We start from the raw sequence: 24,262 nt of genomic DNA, 5'->3' as shown, positions 1-24,262 counted from the left end.
CTTTTTTTGTGTTTAGAATCCTTTTTTACTGTTCGGATCTTCTGCTGCTGAAGGTATCGCAAACTCTTCGTTATAATTCGGAAGTGCCTCTTTGGTCAGGTAATCCTGATCGATATATTTGGCCAAATATTGCTTTCCGAACAGCTGGTCATACTGGAAGTCACGGTATTCGTTGACCGTTGCCTGAGCTTGCTCCGGCACCGTCTGGTGCAGGCCTCCGGATGCATCAACGACCAGATTCCGCAGCAGTCCAGGAGTTTGATGAAGCAGGGACTCATTTAAAGCTAGCGTTGCTGGCTTCTCCATACCGAGCTTATCCAGCACGTAGGTTCCTAGAAAGGAGTCGCTTATTGTAGGCACCTGTTCCTTCGGCAAATCGACGTTAGACCACATGACGAACGGAACGCTATGCATTTTTTTGTTCTCCTCTAACGTCCACGAGCTGCTGCCTACCATCCCGCCTTGTTTGTATACATCGTAGTCCATGCCAAGCATCGGCAAGTGGTCGCCATAGAACACGATGACAGTCGGCTCATCCGACTGCTGGAAGTGATCGATCAGCATTTGCAAGCTTTGATCTGCATCATGTGCGCCTTGAGTATAAGTTTCTAATATAGAACGGGCAGAATCCGTCAAATTTCCATCCGCTTTAATAGCTGTCTCGCCATAACGGTTATCGTCATATGGACCATGATTTTGCATCGTTACAGCGTAAATGAACATCGGTTTATCGGTTTCATCGACCTGTTTAATAATATTGCGAGATACTTCATCATCCGATATGAACAAGCCCTTGTACTCCGGATTTTGGAATTGATCCTTACTCATAAAGCTTTCGAACCCAAGCTGTTTATACACATTCTCGCGGTTCCAGAACCAGCCCTCATAGGAGTGAATCCCCATACTTTTGTAGCCCTTCGATTCAAAGTAGCTGGCCAAGCTAGGAACCGGCTTACTAATGTATTGCTGATATGGAACTGAGCCGTCAGGAAGGAAGCTCATGGACTGTCCCGTAAGTACCTCATACTCCACATTGCTCGTTCCCCCGCCGAATTGCGGCGACAATAAATAACCGGAAGTAGATTCCTGCTGCAGCTTATGAATTGTCGGAACCGGATCTTCACTATACGTGACATTAGGCAGTAAAGTCGGATCCCAGAACGCTTCGTTCATAATAAAAATAACGTTCGGCTGTTTGCCGTTAAACGGATCTGCCGTAGCTTTGGCGGATGCCGTCTTCACTTGACTTTGATCCGCTAAATTTTGTGCGAGTGCAGCCATTGCCGGTTCACCATAACCCTCCGGCTTAGGAACAATCGCATTTTTCACATTCATCGTGAAGGCTAGTGCCATCCCGTTATTGCTGTAATTCTCCTGCTGATTCCATACGATTTCATTCACACCCATTTTATCAAGCATCTGGCTGGCCCAATGGGTTCTAACACCGAACGAATACAGTGCAAACAGGGATAACAGGCCGAGGACGATGCGGCTTCCGTTACGCATTTTCAACCGTGGCCAAACAAAGCAGAACACGATCATCAATACGACGATGCCCCCAACCAGAGAGAGACGCTTGATTGCTGCGGGCCCGGTAACCAGCGGCAGGATATTCATGCTTTCTTTTTTCAAGAAGATATCCCAAGGGAAGAACGGTTCCCCAATCAGCTTCGTTTTAAAATACGTAATAAGCGCCATAATAAATAATAATAACGAGGTGACCGTAACCCCTGGCATCATAGCCCCGAACAAGCTGTAAAAGAAGACCAGCACAAATAGATTAATCAGTGCGTTCATTAGCACCAACTTGTCATTTTGCACCATCCAAACCCATGTTTCCTGAAAGGAACCCCGTTGCAAAAGCTCCACTCCATAAACAAGCAATACCGGTATGATCGCGAGCATAGTTAGGATTAGGCCGTATTGTAGAGTCCGGTTTTGGACGACTAAAGCTGTTTTTTTATGCCGGGCTTTGCGCTTAAGCTTCATCTTTCCTTCACTCCTTTATTCATTTCCTTCGAGTACCGTGTACCTAGGATATGAACATATTGTAAAGGTTCAAACTTAAAATCAGCTGAAAATGCATCGGAGAGGAACAAATTGGAGCAAGCCCGATTTTTACAGGTATAAAATCGGCAGCTTTCGTACATCCTTTTTAGTAGAATCGATAGATTCATAGAATCGTTCTGGAAGAGGTGCGCAGGAATGAATCGACAGCTATTAAGCTATGCCATTTGTGTTATTATTGCGTTCGGTTATATAGCAGGCGCCTGGGCCGCCCGTGCCGCTGAGGATGGGGACAACAGCTTTGAACTGCTAATGCCCCTGTCGGAGCAGTTCATGACAACAGAGCAAAAAATGATCGTCAAGCACACCGGCACTTATCAATCTTATAAGAACGAGTCGCAATTTTTACAAATCGGGCAGCAGTTAAGTCAACGCTTCCAGCTTCCCGTGTCCGAAGATTTCACACGTGATGGGGATCACTTATTGTATAAAACATCCGTTCAGGACCAGCCTGAAGGTATCGATACTAGCCTCTTGTGGATTGGCTTTGCGGACGGCACAACCGAGCTGATCGTTACTGCCCAAACGACAAAGCCTAATAAAGCAGCCGCTATACGTTCGGTTCAGCAGGATATGGCAGACAAGCTTGCTTCCCTACATATTAAACCGCAGTGGAACGTCATGATCCAAGGTATCGCTTCAGAAGCTTACCGCACCGATGCATCTCCTTTGAACGATTCACTGAGAAGCCGTCTCCTGGCTCAGAAAGTAGAGCAGTACGAGGATGCAGGAAGTACAAGCATTACCTATTATTCCCCGCTGTTTAAGGAGCGTATTACGAATGGCAAGCAGGACATGAATTTGCAGGTCGCTGTTCATCGCAATTCCGTGACGCAGCAAAACCGGATCACTATCGGAATACCCGCTATAACGGTAGAATACTGAATCTATTAAACTCAATTCTCCCTCCTCCAACGGTTTCCTTATTCGGAAGCTTCATGAACGATTGTTCTTTCCTCTCTTTTCATGTACACTCTCATAAGTACGTATGTTTGGGATTTTACCAACCTTGCGTTACAAAAATGATGTGACATAAAGGTGATAGATTCGAATGATTAACGCCATTTACTATAAAAGACCCTTTGGGGCAAGCAGCAAGAAAGTCCCTCAAGCGGCTATCGCACCAACCAAAACAAGCGTGGACTTGGTATCCGATGATCAATCGGATGCTTTTTATTTCCGTGCGCTGGAGAGCCGCGGCATCGCTTTGAACGCCCGTCAAATCCAAGCCGTGCGGCATTTCGAAGGTCCGATGCTTACGCTGGCCGGGGCCGGCTCCGGCAAGACATCCGTATTGGTTGCGCGTACCGGATATTTACTGTCCGTCCGTCAGGTGCAGCCGGCTCATATATTGCTTGTTACCTTCTCAAGCAAAGCGGCCGCGGAGATGAAGCAGCGGATAGCTCAGCTGCCCGGCATTACGAGCCGAATGGCACAGGAGGTTCAGGCGCGTACGTTTCACTCCTTTTTCCTGTTGCTGCTGCGTAAGCAAGGGTATGTCCAGGAGATTTTCAACGAGACCCGGTACCAGCATATTATATTGAAGCGCATGCTGCGTGAACGGGGACTTCAGGATGATTACGAGCCGGAGACACTGCTCTCCGCGCTATCTTCCTACAAAATGAATTTAACCGTCTTGAATGATTTACCCGAGCGTACGCCGGATGAGACTAATCTCAAGCGGATTTTTTTGCAGTATGAGAAGTGGAAAGCCGATAACAATAAAATGGACTTCGACGACATCCTGGTGTTTGCGCATCAGTTGCTAAGCAGCTCGCCAACTCTACTTGCGTCGCTGCAAAACCGCTTTCGCTATGTGATGAACGATGAATTTCAAGACACGAACAGGCTGCAGTACGAATTGGTGCGCATGATTGCGGCTCCCCAAAACCATCTGATGGTCGTCGGCGATGACGATCAGACGATTTATACGTTCCAAGGCGCTAACCATGAATTCATCCTTCAATTCCACAAGGAATATCCGGGAGCCAAAACGATCACACTCGATATCAACTACCGGTCGACTTCCAGCATCGTTGGATTAGGCAATGAGGTTATACGTCATAATACGAGGCGTAAGAGCAAAACACTGCAAGCCACCAAGCAAAGCTCCACATTGCCTCAATACTTGCGTCCCGGGGATACGGATGAAGAGGCACAGGCTGTGCTGAGCCGTATTCGGGAGGAAGTCGCACAAGGGAGCCGTGCTTACAGCGACTTTGCTATTTTATATAGAACCGCAAGCAGCAGCAGGGCCATGCTGGAGGAGCTCGTCATTCAAGGGATTCCGTTCGTCCATTACGGAAGCGTCGAGCTTTTTTATGAGCAGTGGATGGTGAGGCCTGTCATCGATCATTTGCGGTTGGCCTTGAACCGGCGCGACTTTGAGGCGCTGGCGGGCATCTTGCAGACATTGTATTTGAGCCGCGACAAGTGCATGGACTACATTCTCCACTGTGAGGGCATCCAACGTAAAAAAGGACCAATGATTCATCTGCTATCCTTTCCCGATTTGAAGGATTATCAAAAAGAAAAGGTCAAGGAACGTGTCGAGCTTATTTGGCTGCTGTCCGATATGAAGCCTCAGGATGCCATCCGTGAAATACGCCGCAAGTTCTATGACGCTTTCCTCGAAACGGCAGATAGCCGTTCGTTGACGCCGCATAAGGAATTGTTGAAGGAGACGCTTGACGAATTGGAATCATCTGCCAAGCGATTCGATACGATTGCCGAGTTCATCAAGCATATCGATCATATGGTGGAAATGCATCAAGCTATGGAGCAAATGCGAAGTAATCCGGGCGCCGATACGGTCACCTTAATGACCATTCATAAGGCAAAGGGGCTTGAGTTCCCGGTCGTCTTTGCCATAGGCTTGTCGGAAGGCATCCTGCCGCACAGCTCAGCCATTGAAGCAGGAGGCTCCCCAGGCAAGGGGGACAAGAGAACAAGGCAGCAAATCCAGGAGGAAGCTATAGCCGCCCTGGAGGAAGAACGGCGGCTCGCTTATGTGGCCATAACCCGGGCCAAGGAGGAGCTTATCGTAAGCTCACCAGCTTACTACCGCGGTAAAAAGGCAACCGTGTCGCGATTCATCCTCGCGCCTTTTACCGATGCCTCATCGGCTCCAAGCAGCTCTTCGAAGGCTGTGGTACCTTCGGCTGCTGTAAAGCCGGCTAGTCCGGGGAGCATGAGCCGTACTCATGCGCCGAGACCTGAGCGCAGCTCGGCGTCAAGGAAGCTGCACACCGTACCCGCCTGGGTATGCACCAGCGGCAGCTGCCCTGCATGGGCGCGGATTAGCAGCGCCAAGGAAAGCAGGCTTGAGAGCAAGGCTTGCCCCCTGTGCCAAGCACCGATGGAACGCGGGAGCAAAGAGGTTCCGATGTAGAGAAGCCTGTAATAGGCAGCGCCTCAACCGGTTGAATACGCAACGCCGCACCGCTGCGATAAAGGAATCCACCATAAAAGCGCCGATGCACAGATGCAGTTTCGCATTAATAGGAATTCTTGCACAGATTCTGAATCCGTCTTATAATCCTCAAAAAACGGGATGAGGGATTTCAATGATTCGGCAGCTTCAACGGTATATGATGATAGCGGCAGGCACCTTGGTCGTCGCTCTCGGCTTCAACTGGTTTTTAAGCCCGAACCATATTGCCTCCGGCGGGTTGTCAGGGGCTTCGATATTGCTTGGAGGTATATTCCATACCGACCCTATGATCATTTTGTGGATAGGCAGCTTACTCATTCTGGTGGTTAGCGCGTTCAGCCTTGGCATTCGCTCGCTTGCCGCCTCCGTGATCGGCTCGGTACTCATGCCGTTCTTCGTTCTGCTTACTCATTCCTGGCAGCAGCTGACGGACAACCCGCTGCTCGCCTCTATATATGGCGGTGTTATGACGGGAGTCGGGCTTGGCATCGTCTTCCGTGCTCATGGCAATACGGGAGGATTCACCCTCTTAGCCCAACTGCTTCAGAAGTGGATGGGCATCAAGCCGAGTCAAGCCATTATGGCTATGGACTCCATCGTTGTTATCTCAGCAGGCATTTTGCTTGCTCCAGAGAAAGCCTTGTACGCGCTCGTCAGCGTGTTTGTGACCCGCAAAGCGATGGAAATGGTGTTGAAGCTGCAAAGAAGCTCCAAGATGGCCTACATCATTACTTCATTTGAATATGAACAAGCTCTCAGCAGGGCCGTCCTGCAAGATTTGGACCGGGGCCTGACCAAGCTATCCGGAACAGGCGGGTATACGGACGATCACCGCGTCATTATGATGGTTGTTCTGGCGGCCGATAAAGCCCACAAGCTGAAGCTGCTTGTGCAAGCCTTGGACCCTCATGCTTTTATCGTCTTTACGGATGCAGACGATGTCGCAGGAGAAGGCTTTAACCATGAGCTGGGGCAAGTCCCGGCCTCATTGAATCGTACACCTAAATCGACCGTCCGGCTTTAGCCTTTCGATCGTTGAGTCGGAAAGAAAGATTTACTATTTTTTTAGATTAATATGAACTGCCTCTTCCGTTCCTATATTAGTCAAATAATCTATATTAAACCCAAGCGGACTATCAACAATATAAGTTAAACTTGTTATATTATTAATCTCCCCTTTTAATTCAAAAACAATGTCACCCTGCTTCTGTTGCTTCCCATAAAACTTTCCATCTACTTGATCTGAAATCATGGGCAGACCTGTTTGAATATATTCTCTTGTATTTAACACAATCTGCCCTCGAACTAAATTCCATATAACTTCTCTGTCGGATGTATTTTCTAAGTTTACAGATACAATCAAAGCTTTTATAGCTTCTTTTTTTGAATCGTATTGATATGCCGGGGATAAAGTTATTTTTGATATATCCAACATCATTGGACCGTTTTCGACATGGATATCAACGGGGTAGCAGTTCCCCCCATCATTAGTCGGTATACCTTCATTTGATATACTATCTTTACTATAGGAATTGTTTATATTAATTGTACGTTTGTCTTCATTCCAATTCACTTTTGCACCTAGAAGTTCTGTTACTACGCGCAAAGGAACATAGGCATTTCCGTCTTTAATATCAAGTGGTGCATTTACTTCGTGATTGTTAACAAACAATCTAATATCAGTTACTGCATAAACTCCAATAGTAAGTGACAGAGAAACGATAATACTCATCATCATTACTATTATCTGTTTTTTTTGCATAGGAACACGCTCCTTTGCTTAACATTACCCAGGAAAACTCAGATGCTGGAAGGCTATGTGGTTCCGGTCCGGTCTTCCCAGCCACCCTTTTCGTCTTTAGATATCATCTATCAAGAGACGATATCCTGAGGATAGTTATTCCTTTAGTTTGAACCTGTTGAATCCAACTCTACCGCAAACTGTCCGAACAAGTAGGCTACACTTCTAATAAATTTAACTGCAACAGGCAGGAGCAGAAGCCCGATTCCCATAAAAATAAAGGAAATTAGAAGCGGCGACTGTGGCAGCAAGGAATGAAGCGGGTGATCCTCAAAAATATTGATGTGGATCGTTTGAAGCAGCACCCAATAAACGATAGGGGTCGACACCAATGCAATCTCCACGCTGATGACGGTCACTGCGACTGTAAAAGCAAGGATACCGACTGGAAGACGAGCTATTTGCCAAATAATTGCAGTATAGGTTCCAGGATCGCTGAGCAGTTCCGATAGCTTGCGCCATAGACCCGAGGAGGGATAAGCAGTAATGCTGCTTGTTGGACTGTTTGTTGATGTATCCAGAGCAAGGAGTCTTCTCGCCAATCGAGCATCTATTGAGTTCAGTAACTTCACACCATGGAGCCAAACCAGCAGCATAGGGAAACCGATGAACAGAGGCATGAAGCCTATGGACAGAACCAGTCCGACAATAGTTATGATAAAGTTGCATATTCCTGTTGGAAACAGGTAGAACAAGTAAAAGGTCGACGCACCAAAGCTGGGGGGTTGTTTCAATTCCATCACCATCCTTAAATCATTGATACTTGATCAGACGTTCGGAACAAAACCTTCCCTTCATTTGGTAATATGAAAAATACTCTGCTTCATTGAATCGTGCACCTAAATTGTCCGTCCGGCTTTAGCCATTCGATATTGGCGTTAAAAACATCCGTGCGATTCAAACACCGCTCAATCATCGCTCTGTAGTAATCAGGAACCCTTTCGTTAGTCGCCAAGGTCGACAGGTCGACCCACTCGGGAATATGCTTTTCCGGTTCCATCGTGATTAACTCGCCCTCCACGCGTGTGCTTACATAAAATAGGGTTACCGCGTGACCCTCGTTCGTATGGTTAATATATGAGATGATCCCCCGCAGCTTCGGGTCAGACACGATTAAGCCCGTCTCCTCATGCATTTCGCGGATACATGCCTGCTCTAACGTTTCATGCAGCTCCACTCCTCCTCCCGGTGGTGTGAGCTGATCAAAGTTAAAATAAGAACGAATGAGCTTCTTCATTAACACAATCTTATTCTCCTTTACACTGATGCAAGCCACTCTTACTCGAATAGACATAGTTACCCTCTCCTTTTGATTGGTAACTGAAAAACCCCCCTTCCAACGAAAGGGGGAATGTGTCTATTCAACGCGTCCGTCCCTCTCATCTATCGAGGCTGCTAACGCCTCGCAGGAATTTGCACCGTGCTTGCTAAGAACAAGTCGGTTGCCGCGGCTTCATAGGGCCAGTCCCTCCGCCGAACTCTGGATAAGAGAAGTTTTCAATTATGATTTTGATTATAATCTTAATTATCTATTTTTGGCAATCATTTAAAATATTGGATATTCATAGCTTCACGTACCTCCAGCATTGTTTCCTTTGCAATAGCTCGTGCCTTCTCCGTACCAGAGATGAGTATCTCATCCATAAATCCCTTTTTAGCTGCATACTGCTCTCTACGCTCTCGGATCGGTTCCAGCAGCTCGTTCATCGAATCAGTAATCAGCTTCTTGCAATCAGCACAACCAATACGCCCGTTGGAGCAGCTCTCATGGATCTCCTGCTGGCTTTCTGGGCGAAAAGCGGTATGGTAGCCATATATAGGGCAAATATCCGGATGACCAGGGTCCGACTTATGAACACGGCTCGGGTCTGTCTTCGCTTTTTTGATTTTATCCGTCAGCTCTTCCTTAGACGAATCGAGATAGATTGCATTACCGAGACTTTTGCTCATCTTGCTCCCGCCATCCAATCCATCCAGGCGCTCTCCTACAAGAGCTCTCGGCTCAACAAGCACCGGGGCATACAAATCGTTAAACCTCCGGACGATTTTTCTTGTCTGCTCGATATGCGGGATTTGATCCTCCCCCACAGGAATTAACGTCGCTTTGCAGAACGCGATATCCGCCGACTGACTGACTGGATACCCAAGAAAACCGTAGTACATATCCTCGTATCCGCGTTCCTTGGCTTCCGTCTTAATCGTTGGGTTGTGACGCAGCGAGTTCACGGTGACGAACATGGAGAAGTACACCGTAAGCTCGGCAATTTCCGGGATCATTGATTGGATGAAAAGCGTTGCCTTCGCAGGATCGATGCCTACGGCAAGGTAATCCAGAGCTACATTTCTCAAATTATCCCGGATTAGCTGCGGATTTTCAAAATGCGTAGTTAGCGCCTGCACATCCGCTAGCAAAATAAACGTTTCATATTGATGCTGCAGCTCCACCCGATTTTTTAAGCTTCCGACGTAATGACCAAGGTGAAGCTTGCCAGTAATTCGATCTCCTGTTAACACACGTTCTTTCATAGAACTTCCTCCTCAAAAATAGGTTTTGATTTGCTTTGCAGGTATTGCGCCACCACCAGCCATCCTCCATGGCCATCACCTCCCTAAAAAATACTTTTTTCGTGAAACGGTCATGCAGCTGATATTTGCTGGGTTCGAAGCCTGTAAACACAAAAAAACTTCGTCCTATAAAGGACGAAGTTGACTTCGCGGTACCACCTTAATTAGCCTGCCACTCAGGCAGACTCACTTTACAGGTACAGAAGCATAGAAGCTCTGCAATTAAGTTCTTGCTCGATACCCTGTCTCTTGTAACGGTAAGACACCCGCTTCACCTACCAGCCCAAGCCTTCAGATCCGCACTCCGAAGCCCATTCAACGTTTCACCGACACGGATTCGCACCATCCATCCGCTCTCTGAAGTCTTTAGCAACGCCTACTCTTCTTCATCATCATGAGTTATTCATTTGATTCAGTATAGCATACAATGATTGCCAGTTCATACCTAAAAGTCTGGTGAATTACTGTCCGCTGCAGGGAGGATCATTCTTCCGATCGCTGTTGTCTTTTGATTTCTTTTTTTATTGCTACTTAGCAGTTGAAATCTGAAGACAAAGGCGAGCGCTACCGCTTCTCCAGAACGATCCTGCCCTCTCCGCTGTTAATTCAAACGAAGTCTCTAATTATAGAAAATATAGAGGACTAACCTTTAAGAATATTCTCGATCGTAGTCAATTCTTCTTCGCTGAATGCCAAGTTGCTAAGACCTGCCACTGCGTCTTCGATCTGACTCACCTTGCTCGCCCCGATCAGTGCTGTAGTCACACGGCCGCCTCTTAACACCCAAGCAATGGCCATTTGCGACAGCTTTTGTCCGCGCTGCTTGGCCAGCTCGTCGAGACGGCGCACTTTGCCGAGCACTTCATCCGTTAATTCCTCCGGCTTGAGGAACACGCTGGAGCCTGCGGCGCGGGAATCCTGCGGAATACCGTTCAAATAACGGTCGGTCAAGATGCCTTTGAACAACGGAGAATAAGCGATGCTGCCTACGCCCTGCTCTTCCAGCACATCCAGCAAGCCATCCTCGACCCAACGATCCAGCATCGAGTATCTAGGCTGGTGGATTACAATAGGCGTACCCATGCTTTTCAAAATCGCAATAGCTTCCTTCGCGCGATCCGCTCTGTAGTTGGAAATCCCGACATACAATGCCTTACCTTGACGCACCAACAAATCAAGCGCACCCATCGTTTCTTCCAACGGCGTATTGGCATCCGGACGGTGATGGTAGAAAATATCGACGTAATCCAGATTCATCCGTTTCAAGCTTTGATCGAGACTGGATACGATGTATTTCTTCGATCCAAAATCTCCGTACGGTCCAGGCCACATGCGGTATCCCGCTTTGGTGGAAATAATCATTTCATCGCGATACCCTGCAAAATCAGCTTGCAAAATCTTACCGAAGTTTTCTTCCGCGCTGCCTGGAGGCGGCCCGTAGTTATTCGCCAAGTCAAAATGCGTAATACCCAAATCGAACGCACGGCGTATCATTGCTCTACCGTTCTCGTAAGAATCATGCCCGCCGAAATTGTGCCAAAGCCCTAGCGATACAGCCGGCATCATGAGGCCGGTTCTACCGCATCGGTTGTATACCATCGAATCGTATCTTTCATTGCTTGGAATGTAGCTCATTATTTTTCCTCCTTAGAGTTTTCCATAGGTAACTATTTTCGTAAACGTATGCTGAGTTTCTATAACCAAAAGTCAAGTGGTCCCCCGGTGGAGTATCCTCTTCCAGCCGCTGTTGTTATCGGGAAATTTTCAATATATTTGCTTTGCAGCGGAGATTTCCCGATAACAAAGGCGGACGCTTACGCTCTTCCAGAGGACACCCCACCTACAGTCTCTCATTTTTTAAATAATTCATGACCTACATTTCATTACCTACAACCCACAACCCGTTTTCCGTAGGAAAACGGAGTCTATGGAGAAAGCTGTTTCTTCGGGAAATATGCTATATAGGTAAGTGGGGTATGCCTCGGAGGAGTTTACGTCCGCCTTTGAAATCCATGAATATACCGCTAAAATCTAATCAAATTCACGGATTTCAACTGTGGCTGGAGGGGCATACCTCACTGGAGTATACTAGCAATATTTCAAGTATTACTGGTTTCTCGACTCTGCGTTTTCCGTAGGAAAACGATCCTCGTCCCCATACCCAAAGCTTTATTCCATTCTATATCTTAGGACATCCAATCCATATGTCAGCATGAGTTCTATATATGGTATAATGTCTCTCAGTAATCATCGTATCGTACAATGGAGGCCGCTCATGAGTTATGACGACTACAGATTTCATTCAGATCGTTCGATTCGCACTATAGAATTAAAGCTTTTTTACTCTGGATCTGAGCATTGCTCGCCGGGACACTCCTGGGGCCCCGGATTAAAGGACCATTACAAAATCTTATATATCCACAGCGGAAAGGGCATATACCGTGTAGGCGAGCAAACTTACAATTTATCCTCCGGTGACGTTTTCCTGCTCAGTCCTGAAGCCGTTGCTTATTACCGAGCCGACGATCAGGACCCTTGGACCTATTCCTGGATCGCTTTTAACGGACTGAATGCCGAGCTGTATTTACGCCGCGCGCATTTATCGTTGGAGCATCCCGTGTTCCGCTGCACAGAGAGAGGTGCTCTTGAAAGTTGCTTTCAGCAGGTATATGAAGCAAGCAAAATGAGCACTAGCCGAGATACACGCTTGTTGAGCGCTTTATACAGCTTTTTGTCCGTTTTGATCGAAGACGTCCAGAGCAAGCACCCCGAAACCAAGCAGGAAAATACACAGGACCTGTATGTCAAAAAAGCCATCGAATTCGTCCATAACAACTACTCTCAAGCGATTACTATCGGTGAGATGGCGGATTGGATCGGCCTGGAGCGCAAATATATGTCGAAGCTGTTCAAGGCAGCCACGGGACTGACTCCACAGGATTACTTGATCCATTTCCGGATAAGTAAAGCATGCGAGTTAATGAACAATCCTTCCCTTTCGATAGGCGAGATCGCATACTCCGTAGGCTATAAGGATCAGCTGTTATTTTCAAAAATGTTCAAGAAGCTTAGAAAACAATCTCCAAGCGAATATCGCAAATCTTCCTAACCATCATTAGGACAAAGTACCCAGACACGACAACAAATGTCGAATTTTGGGAGGAATTAGTCCTCCAATAGAGAATAGTACATTACACAATTCAAAAACTGGAGGATATTGTAATGTACAAGTCTTTTGTTAAACCGCTCGTAGCAGCCCTGCTGCTATCGCAGATTCCTTTCCCAGCTCTTCCCGGCAGTACCAATACGGCGGAAGCTTCATCGGTTACAGACGCAACCTATGGAACGCCCAAATATACTCGACTCGCTCCTGGAGTTACCGAGATGAAAATGTCGTTAAAGACAATTTATACGACCTACTACTACGTCTACGGGGAAATAGGTGTCTATGCTGAAGTTACGGCATTATGTACCTATTCGATAGCCGATACGAATGTGGCTACTGTCAACTCCAGGGGAGTGGTTACGGCCGTAGGTCCGGGTACTACGGTGCTGACGATCCGCTACAACGACTTGACTGCCTCCATACCGGTTACGGTTGAAAACACACCGCAGGAGCAGCAGCAGCAAGGGCAGCAGAACACGGTCATTAATCCTGTTGTCAACGAACCTGCCGTTCCTACTTCAACCCTCGATGTGTATTCGGGCGTCGATATGTCCCGGCTTGCATCACACCGTCAAGCTTCGCTCGACTTGCTGAATACGCTTAGAAGAGCCGTAGGCGTTCCGACGGTATCCCTCAATGAGAACTTGGGTAAGGCCTCTCAGGCACATGCCAATTATCAGGAGATCGATAAAAAGATGGGACATACCGAAGAGCAAGGCAAACAGGGCTTCTCAGGTGTCGGCCCTTGGGACCGCGCTAAAGCTTTTGGCTATGCTTCTGCAGGCAGCGTAGGGGAAACCGTAGCCTCCACCAATACTTATCCTGCAGGTGCAACCCAAGTATTGATTGACGCTCCTTTTCACCGGATCATCCTGCTCATGCCTTCCTTCCGAGATGTTGGGATAGGTGTGTCCAACGGCTTTACCGTCATCAATCCCGGCACGAAAGAATACGTGTATAACGCCCAAAACTATAGTCAGGTCTATTATCCTTATAACGGTCAGACAGGGATTCCTACATTCTGGCATGCTTATGAAACTCCTAATCCGCTGCAATATTACGGCAAAAGCGGCGCCAAGGTAGGCTATCCGATCTCAATCAGCACAACTACGGGTGGCAAGCTCGATCATATAAGTGCTCAAATTACCGATGCCTCCGGCAATCAGGTCGATTATTATCTAGTGGATTCGCAGCATTCCGGCAACGAAAATGCTATCCTGTACATTCCTAAAGAGCCGCTTAAGCCTAACACCACCTATACGGTAACGGCTCGTTTCCAAGCAAGCAACCGAATCGAGAGCTCAGCTTCATCGGAGCAAAATAAAACGTGGAGCTTCACGACCCTGGCAGACAGCATTGATTCCCTTGTGCCTCCTGGATCTTACCCCACTTCAGTCGAAGTAGGCGGTACGATTAAGGTAGCTGCTTTTTCTGCTAATTATATTAGCGGAACAAAGACCGATGTATCTTCTTCTGTTCAATTTACGTCAGATTCCGATAAGGTGAGCATCAATAACGGGGTGATTCTGGGGGTTAAAGTCGGCTCAGCAAACATTACTGCGAGCTTTGAGGGCAAGACCTACAGCTATACGGTAAATATTAAAGAAAAATCAGGTGCCTCCGCGGACGGCATCATCAATGTATCTCCACCTGTACAGTCCGCTACTTCTTTTGGAGATATTGACTCCCACTGGGCGAAAGCAACCATCGAGTGGGCACAGCAGTACCATATTGTCGATGGTTACTCCGATGGATCATTCCGGCCGGATGGGCAAGTGACTGAAGCTGAATTTTTGGCCATGCTCTTCCGGATGTACCCGAACAGTACGAAAGATTTGAATGTACAGACCGGCGGAGATTGGAGCGATACCTTTTATAGCTATGCCAGTCACTTCCAGCTTGGACTAAAGGGAGACGCTCGCGACCAAGCCATTCATCGGGTTCAAGTCGCCCAACTCATTGCAGGCTTAAGCGGCAAGCATTACACAGACGATCGCGATGCAATTCGTTATCTGCTTAGCAGCGGTTATTCCGAGGGGAAAACGGCTGCTACCGTCGAAGGCTATGCTGGGAACGATCCTTTAACCCGTGCCGAAGCGCTGCAATTTTTGCGGAATCTTCAAGAGAAAGGACTCAGCCAGCTGCAAAAGAAACCGGAAACTGCAACATCTTATTAAAGCAGTGAATTGCGCTCTAAAATGAAACCGAATGTCGCCCCTAATTTTCAAAATTACCGTATAAATGTTGATTTAAAGGGTAAAATTGACAATAACTTGAGAAAAGGGGTGTTCATTCGTGGAAGCTAATATGAGTGTAGTCGATGTCGTGTCGCAAATTCAGCAGCTCAAACAAAGTGGTGATACGTTGAGCAAGAAAAAAATCAAGCAATCGCATCCGGAGCTGTTACAGAACGCTTTGTATTATTTTCCTAGCTGGGAGCATGCCATTCAAAGCTCCGAATCCCTTTAATTAGAACGTGACGAAAGAACAGCAACACACGAAGGCGAGCAAATTTGCTCGTCTTTTTTAATTTATAAATTTCGGGGCTCCCGCAAAGTACCTGAATCAGCCTCGAAGCCAAGGCCCCACTTTGTGGGGTGCGTATGTCGAGAAATCTGTTTCTCCGAGAAATATGCTATATAGGTAAGTGGGGTATGCCTCGGAAGAGTTTACGTCCGCCTTTGAAATTCGTGAAAATACCGCTAATTCTAATCAAATTCACGGATTTCAACAGTGGCTGGAGGGGCATACCCGACTGGAGTATACTAGCAATATTTCAAGTTCTACAGGTTTCTCGACACTCTAGCCTCACTTTGTGGGGTTATTTTATTTCGATTGAAGAGATAAATGCGTAGGGCCAAGCAAATGGAGTCGTTTCAACTGTGTAGCCATGTAGTTTGGCGTATAAGGCATGTTATTCTCCAGCCAATGCTTCATGACGCCAATATGAGCCGATGTCGCATAACGAATAATTAGCTCACGTGGAAGGGAGAGGTGCTGTTCATGAGGTTGTGCTAACGTTTGTCTTTGGAAAAGAGCATCCTCGATAACTTGTTCCATACGTCCTGAGAAGCCCGGTGCTCCATGGGGGCCCAGCATGACTTTATAAAACTTGGCATTGGCAGCCAAGTGCTCAAATTGGCGAACAAACGATGCCGGAGGAGTCGCCTCATTCATATTGAATTGCTCTGCTGAAAAGCTTGTAGGCAATTCCATCGTCATTCTCAACTCGTCAAGCATCCCATCAACTGTTTTCTCCAATAGGTCATACTTGTCCTCATAATGCAAATAAAACGTGGCCCGGTTAATCATAGCGCGAGCCGTAATATCACGGACAGTCGTCCTATCAAAGCCTTGTTCATCCATCAGCGAAATCAACGCATCCTGAATCATTTGCAATGTTCTTCGAACCCGTAGGTCCGTCGACGTTTCTTTAATCGACATGTTGGCCTCCTTTTGTCTAACATGAATACACTTCGCAACACCTTCTTAGTGCTGTGTCAAATATGCAGCAAACACAGTGTTTTTGATGGTTGTCGTTTTCATGCAGGACGTTTAATATAATCGACACAGCATCGTAAAAACAACACAATGTCTATTATATTGGAGGTGTAGTATATTGTCGATTGAAACTCGAAATTCAAAATGGATTACAACCGGGCTGCTAATCGGCTTGATCTTGTCTTCATTGGATCAAACCATCTTGGCCACGGCAATGCCTACGATTACACGGCAGTTAGGAGACCTCAGGCTATATAGCTGGGCATTCTCCGTCTATATGCTCGCTTCAACGACTATGATGCCTATCTACGGAAAGCTCGCAGATCTCTTTGGCCGCAAACGGATTTTTTTATGCGGCCTGCTTCTATTTCTAGTCGGCTCCTTATTGTGCGGGTTGGCTGCAACAATGACAGAGTTAATCGTTTTTCGGGGTATTCAAGGGCTTGGGGCTGGGGTGTTAATGCCGATCTCCTTTACTATTATTGCCGACATTTATCCGCCGGAACAGCGGGTCAAGTTCATGGGACTATTCAGCACCCTATTCGCCGCATCCAGCATCTGCGGACCGGCCATCGGGGGAATGCTGGTCCATTGGAACTGGAGCTGGATTTTTTTCATCAACCTGCCTTTCGGACTGGCAGCATTTCTTATGCTCACATTCGCTCTTAAAGAGAATCAGCCTGTTGTCGGCAATCCAAGCATCGATTGGCTCGGCGCTGTAACTTTCACCGGCGCCGTTATCTCCTTGCTCTTGGCACTTGTGATGGGTGGCAATCCCTATGCATGGAACAGCGGTCCCGTCCTTGGTCTATTTACAGGCGGTGCCTTATTGCTCGCAGCATTCATATGGGCAGAACTAAGAGCTCAGGAGCCGCTGATACCTCTACAGCTGTTTAAAATTCGTACCATTTCATGCAGCAACATCGCCGGATTTTTCATTAGTGCCGCTCTGTTTGGAGCGATAGCTTATATCCCGTTATTTGTCCAAGGAGTTATCGGAGTCTCAGCCTCCATCACCGGCTACATCCTAGTACCGCTTATGCTGGCTACGGTTGTAACCACCATGGGCTCCAGACGCTGGATGCTAATGGTTTCCTATCGAGTAATTCTGGTGGCTAGCTTACTCATAACTTTGGTCGGTTTCTTGCTGTTCTCCCAAATGAGTGTGGAAACAACCAAGCTGCAAATCGTAATCTACATGCTGATAGCCGGGCTGGGGTTGGGGGCGATATTTCCAACCTTGGGAACAGCAGCGCAGCATGCGGTTAGTTGGAATCAACGAGGAGTAGCTACGTCATCGAACCAATTTTTCCGTTCCATCGGCGGTACCTTTGGCATTAGTGTGATGGGTGGAATCCTATCCAGAGGCATCACTACCAGACTGGATAAAGGAACTACGGCTGGTTCGCTTGCGTCAGAGCAAAACCAACACTTCTCCACTGAGATGCTATTGAATCAAGAGCTACGCACAACCATGCCTGATACGGTATTACTAGTGCTGCAAAAAGCATTCAGTGACGCCCTTAACGATATTTTCCTGCTTGCTGCCCTGTTTGTTATAGTCAGTTTGCTCGCCAGCATGGCGATAGGGAATGCAAGATTGAACCAAGGAGCTAAATAATCCAGCTCGTTCCAGTATCTGAAAACCCCTGCACAATCGAGGAATGACGATAACTAAACCAATAAAAAAGAGCAGCAGCCAAGAACATGTAAGCATGCTCTGACTGCCGCTCATTTATTAGGTTACTTCTTCACATTGGCTTTTTTCGCGTCTACTTGTTTAGCCATTTCTTCCTGCGCATCCCTTATTGCGGTATTGATGTCGACATTATCCAAAGTCGTTCTGTCGAATACTTTTTCCGCGATTTTTTTCAGCTCGTTCGGGTTGGCGCCAATTAAGCCTTTATCTCTCTTCGGAGGCGCTGCCGCCGGTTTATATTTGTATACTGCCTGAATATTTTTCCCTTTGAGCTCAGGCACATCTTGACCAATCGATTTAAAAATATCGCTCGACGATTTCAATGATGGAATTAAGCCTACTGTTTTAGCCATATCCAGTTGAACCTCATCCGATAGCATATACGAAATCACATGGAACGAAAGGTCCTTGTTTTTATTCGTGTTGCTAATGTACCAATAATACGCGCCGGATTGGCTGCCCACGTTAGGCAGTTCTTTAAACGTAGGAATCGTGACCATATCCCAGTTCAGCTCTTTAGGGTATTCCAGATATCGAGTCAGTTGGTTTACCTGCATCGCGATGTTCATTTTGGTATGGAAAGCCGTATACTCTTCGGTTTGCGACTTTTTCTTCGGATCACGGTTATTATTCGGGATTTGGTAAAACCGACTGAGATTCGAAAACAGCTGCTTCCATTTCTCAGTATCGTACATTTGATCCGCTTTCGGGTCCAGATACGGGTAAGATAGCTGATTGTCTCTCAGTACGCTGCCAATAAAGGAACTGAAGCCGCGATAAACCTCTCCACCATCCGCTCGGGTCATCTTTTTGGCCAATTCATAGGTGTCGTCCCAAGTCATTCCATCCTTCGGATATGGAACACCGAATTTGTCAAACAAAGCTTTATTGTAAAAGAGCACTTGAACTTGAGAAGACGGCATAGGAAGCCCGTATAAAGCTCCGTCAGGGTTCGTATTCTTAATACTGTCGATATGAACTTGATCAAACCGGCTTAAATTGTAGGCGTTTTTCTTAACAAGCTCCGACATATCGTAAGCCAAACCGTTATCAATCAAAAAACCGTCGATGTCGGATAAACTGCCATACATAATGTCCGGGTAAGTTCCTGCCGCTACGAGATCATTAATCCCCGTCCCTGTCCCCCTCGGAATGAAGTTGATCGTCACATTAGGGAATTTTTTCTTAATGCGGCTGCCGTATAATTTATCGAAATATTCCTGCGTGTCCCCAAATTGCGATACGATAGTCAGCGTTGCGGTTTCGTTGTAATTGACCTCGGCTGATTTAGGCGCTTCCGCTGCCTTTTCTTCTTTAGCGTTCGAGCATGCAGCCAAAGTCGGAATCATTAGCGAAGTCGCAACCAGAGCGATCCCCCATTTTCTATACAGCACTATACTAATCCCCCTTGTACTCTCGTTCTATGGGTTAAGTCCCATAAGAGTTTATTTTGAAATCGTTTTCATAAATGATTATACCCTCTCTTTTCACCTTAATCGATAACCGAAACACACTTCTTCATGTCCGATCTTCATACATTTTAGGAAATCAAACAGTAATTAGGATGGAAAAAGACACCCTTGCGGGTGTCTTGGATTGCTGAAATTATAATTGCTGTTTGATAAGACCTATGATTTCTTCATATTCCGCATCGCTAAGCTGCTTGTTCGGAGCTGGATTCATCTCAAACATTTTGCCCCAAGTGTACTCGTTCTCGTATTTCGGAACGATGTGGAAGTGGACATGCGGCATCGTATCTCCGAATGCGCCGTAATTGATTTTGTTAGGAGCAAAGGCTTTCTCGATAGCCTGGGCCGTTTGGGCGACATCCCGCATGTAAGCATCCTGCTTCTCTTGGGAGAGATGGAAGAACTCCGTCTCATGCTCATTCAGAGCAACAATGCAGCGTCCACGGTACGTTTGCTCCCTGAAAAGATACAATGTCGATACACGAAGCTGGCCGATTTCGATCATCAAGTTGTTGATCCGTTCGTCCTTCGTGCAATAAATACAGCTTTGCGTCATTATAGTTCCCCTGCCTTTGGGTTGATTTTACAAGCTCTGTTTAATAGTAATCCTCCACCCTCCTGTTTGTCCATTCTCTTTTGGCTGCTGGATGGAACGGGCACGACAACGATCGGCTCACCAAACTTTTCTTCACAGAAGAGAACTGCGAACCGAACGACGTGTACCTAGCTTCAGAAAGCTAGTAATAAACAGAGGCTTGTACAGTCCCTCGGCCCGCTCTCCCCGGATAGGCTCCATCATCCGTACTTCCTAGAAGGCCACGATATAGCGAATCGACAAAGCCAACCGACCTTACCTGCTCAAGCACCCGCTCGATCTGCTCGAGCAGCTGATCGGACATCCCTTTAGCCGCTGGGGTCGGCGCTATATGCCCATGTCCAAGGAAGCGGAGCGCTTCCTTCACTCCTCGAAGCGTATCTACCCTTGCCTGAGCAGATATCGAACCGCCCGAATAGGCTTCGTCAGATGACGCGATGGTCATCGCGTCGACCTGCAACGATGCGGCCAAGGCGGCATGCAGCGACGTCGTTACCGAGGATTGCACCCGATCCTCGGTATGCGTCATGAAGCCTATCGGGGCTCCAGGCCAGATCGGCGCATCGATAATTTGCCGCAGCACCTGAATCTTGGCGGTATTGAAATCGATGTAATTATCGTGCATCCGCCCTTGAAGCATGGCTTCGGGCGAGTAACAGAACAGAGGCTGAAGGATCGGACGGCCCCCAGTTAGCCGTCCTAAGGCGCAGCCAATAAGCATTCCCGCGAATGCTTTGTAAGCCGGTACGCCGCACAGCTCCTCGTTGGTCACGATATCGTAAGGAAGCCCGTACTGAGCGGCGTACGTCATAGATGCGATGCCGTCGACGGTCAGACGCTCGGGATCGGTGCCGCCGCCAAGTGAGCCGTAAGCGATATTGATCTTGGTCATATCCGCACCGGCTTCTCCCGCTATAACCACCGTCTCGGGGGTATTAAGACCGCGGTGCGCTCTCACCTGGAACAAGGTCGCGGGCAGCAAGGCGGAACGAAGCAGCCGAATATTGTCCGGTGTAATAACGGTTCCGTCCCCTTGGAATGATAAACAGCCTTCCAGCAATCCTTCCGATCGGGCTCCCCACGCCGGATCGAAGTGAATGACACCCTCTGCTCCCCAAGCCTCAGATACTTTCATATGGGATATATCCATCAACGGCGATCCGGTCCCGTATTGAACGAGGACAACCGGCTTCGCCCCGGCGTGATGGAGCGTGACATCTTGCTTGCAGCCAGCGGAGGCTAAGCAAAATGCTACGGCCTCCTCCAATCGAGAGGTACGAATCCGCTGCACCCGCTCGGGCAAATGGGCAGCAGCATAGTATTCGCGAATATCCTGCGAGCAGCACATGGCGTATTCACGTCTTGCTGCGCCGCTCAGCCGAAAACCGTCAGCAGGATCTCCCTGCATGAAGGCCGACTGGCGCAGCTGCGCTCTGTGCAGAGCGGCTGTCGTGCGTTCCGCTGCCCAATCCACCGTCTCGCGTGCGATGACATCTAGCAAGCTACCGATTCGCTCCTCCCCATAGCGGTACGAGAAGCCAGCCGTCAAATCGGGCTTGTTCCTCCGCGCAGCACCCGACTCCTCCTTGACAGACCTTCCCTCCACAAAGGCGACGGCTTCCTCTACCGTTGTCCCTCGGCCAAAACTTCTGTCAAAGCCCAGCGGATCGACGAGCTCGGGCCTTATCGCCATGCCACCCACTCCGAGTTTGACGCGTTCCCTAATTCCTGCGTTCTTCACAAGCTCGATGAACCGCGTGAGCAGCTCCGTCACCCCGTAACCCATCGTCCGACTGATCAATATGCAATCGTAGTCCGCCTGCAAAGCCCGCTCGACAACCTCCTCTACGGCCAAGTCAGGGGGCAGCAAGGTTGTATCATGTCCCGCTTCGGCAAGCCCGTTGCGGATCATCTTAATGCCGACATCATGCACCGGGTCGAGCGGAACAAGCAATATCCGCTGTACTCTCACACTCATCATTGTCCTGCCTTCCCTATCATTTGCAGCGGAGCTTCATCCGGGGTATGCACATAAGCGCGGCCCCGCACCCGGGCGCCAGGACCTTCATGCTGAACAAACACCACATCACCGTTTGGAAAGCCCATTTGATTCAGCAGCTCCAGCATGAGCTGCCCTGCCTCCTGCTCACTGCGGCAAATCAAAAACGTCTCGATATCGATCGCATCGACGACTCTTTCCAATGCTTCATGAGCTGAATTCATCTTCATCACCTGCAGGTATAATATGTACTGCATCCCCTACTCTTAAGCCCGCTTCCTGTCCCGTCCATTCCTTTTCTCCCGTTACCACGATATTGATATGGTTGGGCGCATGCGTCTCGTCAAATCCGGCAACCGTACCGTTCCATCGGTCTCCTATAATGATGTGATCTCCCGCAACGACAACGGCTCCGCTCGTCACTTCAAAAAAAGCTAAATAAGCGATCTTATCCACCTGTACGCCTGGCTTAGCCTGGGACTCTGCCGTCAAGATCAATTCATGGATGTCATGCTTACGGCAGGCTCTCGAACGGGCGTGAATCAAGACAAGCCCTCTGTTGGACAGACGTCCTTCCAGTACGGCGACCACCTCTCCGGTCATTCGCCTTCGCTCCACGAATGGATTGAAATCGATCAATCCCCTAGCATATGGATCTTGCCCTTTTACCATCCTATTAGCCTCCATTCACACATCGGCTTCGAATGCCCGACGTCACAGCTTATCCAGAGCCTGTGCCAAATCGGCGATAATATCTTCAGGGTCCTCGATACCAATAGAAAATCGTATCATTCCATCAGGAATTGCCCTCTCCAGCCGTTCTTCCCGCGTCATAAAGAAATAGGCCATCGCACTCATTGCCGTCACGCTGATCAGGCTTTCTACGCCGCCCAGGCTGCTGGCGAGACGAGGAATCCGCATCGCGTCGACCACTTGTCGCGCTTGCTCCAGATTATCGACCTCAAACGTTACAACGCCACCGTATCCTCTCATTTGGGATTGGGCTACTGCATAATCCGGGTGAGAAGGAAGTCCTGGATAGTACACCTTGCTTACCTTGGGATGAGCATCCAAATATTGCGCCACCTGCAACGCTGTTGCATTGTGTCTCTCCATTCGAAGCCCCATCGTTTTGAGCCCGCGCGCAACCCAATACGCCATCATCGGCTGAATGGTGCCGCCCATAATTTCCAGGCTGTCGCGCATCCGGTGAATATCGCTCGCCCTCCCAATCAGCACGCCCGCAATGACATCGTTATGCCCGCTTATAAATTTAGTGGCGCTGTGAATGACAAGATCAGCTCCATACTCCAGAGGACGAAGGTTGTACGGTGTGGCGAACGTACTATCAATGATGAAGTATAGCCCTCTAGCCCGGCACAGCCGAACCGCCTGTTCCATATCCATAACCCTCATATGAGGATTCGTCGGGGTTTCTGCGAACATGACTTTCGTATTCGGCTGAATCGCCTGCTCCAGTGCCGTGAAATCGTTGATAGGCACATAGGTTGAAGTAATATTCCATTTCGTTAAATAGCGGTCAACGAACTCCTTGATATGAAAATACGGATCGCCCACCACCACCAGATGGTCGCCCGCAGACAGTAGATCGAGTAGTGCCGTACTGACGGCGCTCATACCGCTAGAGGTCATTAAAGCAGCCTCGCCTCCTTCGAGAGCGGCTAGCTTTTTCTCCAAGGTTTGTTGAGTCGGATTCCCTGTTCGACCATATTTGAATCGGGGGTATCGTTCTTTTTCCAAATCGCTTAATCCATGCTTTTCTCTATAAAAAGCCTCCAGCTCCGCTGTGCTTTCAAAATAAAAATTGACAGTCTGCACAATCGGGGTCGTCACACTGCCGTAAAGATTACGTGTCTCTTCACCTGCATGGACGATGTCCGTAAGAAGCCTTCTTGGCGCAGTCGATGGTTGTTCTTTCTCTAGCATGCCTTCTATCCCCTAACTAT

At 48.1% G+C, this 24,262-nt stretch carries 20 protein-coding genes, 1 riboswitch and 1 other annotated feature; of the genes, 7 read left to right on the top strand and 13 right to left on the bottom strand.

The genetic code is table 11. The annotated features are described in order from the left end of the window. Positions 1-12 precede the first annotated feature (12 nt). On the bottom strand, positions 13-1,989 hold the full coding sequence (locus tag QMA13_RS02060) for an LTA synthase family protein (protein WP_282939205.1): 1,977 nt from the start codon (positions 1,987-1,989) through the stop codon (positions 13-15). Between the two features lie 216 nt (positions 1,990-2,205). Here QMA13_RS02060 and QMA13_RS02055 point away from each other — a divergent pair, with 216 nt between their 5' ends. The 3 genes from QMA13_RS02055 (at position 2,206) to QMA13_RS02045 (ending at position 6,524) form a co-directional block, all read left to right on the top strand. After that, positions 2,206-2,952, top strand: a complete 747-nt coding sequence (locus QMA13_RS02055) for a YwmB family TATA-box binding protein (RefSeq protein ID WP_282939203.1) — start codon at positions 2,206-2,208, stop codon at positions 2,950-2,952. A gap of 166 nt (positions 2,953-3,118) precedes the next feature. Then, positions 3,119-5,458 carry a UvrD-helicase domain-containing protein gene (locus QMA13_RS02050; RefSeq protein ID WP_282939202.1) on the top strand — a complete coding sequence of 780 codons (2,340 nt, stop codon included), beginning with the start codon at positions 3,119-3,121 and terminating at the stop codon, positions 5,456-5,458. Positions 5,459-5,633: 175 nt separating this feature from the next. Beyond that, positions 5,634-6,524 carry a YitT family protein gene (locus QMA13_RS02045; protein ID WP_282939201.1) on the top strand — a complete coding sequence of 297 codons (891 nt, stop codon included), beginning with the start codon at positions 5,634-5,636 and terminating at the stop codon, positions 6,522-6,524. 33 nt (positions 6,525-6,557) lie between these two features. On the opposite strand, the gene QMA13_RS02040 is transcribed toward QMA13_RS02045, so the two are convergent. From QMA13_RS02040 to mgrA, 5 genes are all read right to left on the bottom strand, one after another. Next, positions 6,558-7,262 (bottom strand): stalk domain-containing protein, encoded by a 705-nt coding sequence (locus tag QMA13_RS02040; RefSeq protein ID WP_282939200.1) that lies wholly within the window; start codon positions 7,260-7,262, stop codon positions 6,558-6,560. Between the two features lie 143 nt (positions 7,263-7,405). Then, positions 7,406-8,035 carry a sensor domain-containing protein gene (locus QMA13_RS02035; protein WP_282939199.1) on the bottom strand — a complete coding sequence of 210 codons (630 nt, stop codon included), beginning with the start codon at positions 8,033-8,035 and terminating at the stop codon, positions 7,406-7,408. An 89-nt stretch (positions 8,036-8,124) separates the two neighbouring features. After that, complete coding sequence (locus QMA13_RS02030; protein ID WP_282939197.1) at positions 8,125-8,595, bottom strand: NUDIX hydrolase; 471 nt, start codon at positions 8,593-8,595, stop codon at positions 8,125-8,127. A gap of 82 nt (positions 8,596-8,677) precedes the next feature. After that, positions 8,678-8,792: riboswitch (SAM riboswitch) on the bottom strand. Positions 8,793-8,843: 51 nt separating this feature from the next. Continuing rightward, on the bottom strand, positions 8,844-9,827 hold the full coding sequence (gene trpS / locus QMA13_RS02025; protein WP_282939196.1) for a tryptophan--tRNA ligase: 984 nt from the start codon (positions 9,825-9,827) through the stop codon (positions 8,844-8,846). 167 nt (positions 9,828-9,994) lie between these two features. Then, positions 9,995-10,268, bottom strand: a binding site (T-box leader). A 240-nt stretch (positions 10,269-10,508) separates the two neighbouring features. Beyond that, entirely contained in the window at positions 10,509-11,501 is a 993-nt protein-coding gene (gene mgrA / locus QMA13_RS02020) for an L-glyceraldehyde 3-phosphate reductase (RefSeq protein ID WP_282939195.1), read from the bottom strand. A gap of 640 nt (positions 11,502-12,141) precedes the next feature. Here mgrA and QMA13_RS02015 point away from each other — a divergent pair. From QMA13_RS02015 to QMA13_RS02005, 3 genes are all read left to right on the top strand, one after another. Beyond that, positions 12,142-12,975, top strand: a complete 834-nt coding sequence (locus tag QMA13_RS02015; protein WP_282939194.1) for an AraC family transcriptional regulator — start codon at positions 12,142-12,144, stop codon at positions 12,973-12,975. A gap of 113 nt (positions 12,976-13,088) precedes the next feature. Beyond that, entirely contained in the window at positions 13,089-15,209 is a 2,121-nt protein-coding gene (locus tag QMA13_RS02010) for an S-layer homology domain-containing protein (RefSeq protein ID WP_282939193.1), read from the top strand. A gap of 118 nt (positions 15,210-15,327) precedes the next feature. Further along, a complete protein-coding gene (locus tag QMA13_RS02005; protein WP_282939191.1) occupies positions 15,328-15,501 on the top strand; it encodes a hypothetical protein in 174 nt (57 codons plus the stop codon). Between the two features lie 357 nt (positions 15,502-15,858). Here the strand turns inward: QMA13_RS02005 and QMA13_RS02000 are convergent, their stop codons facing one another. After that, positions 15,859-16,476, bottom strand: coding sequence for a TetR/AcrR family transcriptional regulator (locus tag QMA13_RS02000; protein ID WP_282939190.1), 618 nt, complete (start codon positions 16,474-16,476; stop codon positions 15,859-15,861). Between the two features lie 175 nt (positions 16,477-16,651). On the opposite strand from QMA13_RS02000, the gene QMA13_RS01995 reads away from it, so the two are divergent. Further along, complete coding sequence (locus tag QMA13_RS01995; protein ID WP_282939189.1) at positions 16,652-18,154, top strand: MDR family MFS transporter; 1,503 nt, start codon at positions 16,652-16,654, stop codon at positions 18,152-18,154. Positions 18,155-18,276: 122 nt separating this feature from the next. Here the strand turns inward: QMA13_RS01995 and QMA13_RS01990 are convergent, their stop codons facing one another. From QMA13_RS01990 to QMA13_RS01965, 6 genes are all read right to left on the bottom strand, one after another. Further along, positions 18,277-19,626 (bottom strand): ABC transporter substrate-binding protein, encoded by a 1,350-nt coding sequence (locus QMA13_RS01990; RefSeq protein ID WP_282939188.1) that lies wholly within the window; start codon positions 19,624-19,626, stop codon positions 18,277-18,279. 211 nt (positions 19,627-19,837) lie between these two features. Then, positions 19,838-20,257: an HIT family protein gene (locus QMA13_RS01985; protein WP_282939187.1), complete on the bottom strand. Its 420-nt coding sequence runs from the start codon at positions 20,255-20,257 to the stop codon at positions 19,838-19,840. Between the two features lie 181 nt (positions 20,258-20,438). Further along, positions 20,439-22,277, bottom strand: coding sequence for a cobalamin B12-binding domain-containing protein (locus QMA13_RS01980; RefSeq protein ID WP_282939186.1), 1,839 nt, complete (start codon positions 22,275-22,277; stop codon positions 20,439-20,441). Continuing rightward, positions 22,274-22,519 (bottom strand): hypothetical protein, encoded by a 246-nt coding sequence (locus tag QMA13_RS01975; RefSeq protein WP_282939185.1) that lies wholly within the window; start codon positions 22,517-22,519, stop codon positions 22,274-22,276. The genes QMA13_RS01980 and QMA13_RS01975 overlap by 4 nt, the downstream gene beginning before the upstream one ends. Continuing rightward, positions 22,503-22,967, bottom strand: coding sequence for a DUF6917 domain-containing protein (locus tag QMA13_RS01970; protein WP_282939184.1), 465 nt, complete (start codon positions 22,965-22,967; stop codon positions 22,503-22,505). The genes QMA13_RS01975 and QMA13_RS01970 overlap by 17 nt, the downstream gene beginning before the upstream one ends. 42 nt (positions 22,968-23,009) lie before the next feature. After that, positions 23,010-24,242: a trans-sulfuration enzyme family protein gene (locus QMA13_RS01965; protein WP_282939183.1), complete on the bottom strand. Its 1,233-nt coding sequence runs from the start codon at positions 24,240-24,242 to the stop codon at positions 23,010-23,012. Positions 24,243-24,262: the final 20 nt, after the last annotated feature.

This window comes from Paenibacillus sp. RC67 (assembly GCF_030020805.1).
In the GTDB taxonomy this organism is placed as follows: Bacteria; Bacillota; Bacilli; order Paenibacillales; family NBRC-103111; genus Paenibacillus_S.
This window is presented reverse-complemented; position numbering and strand designations above follow the sequence as displayed.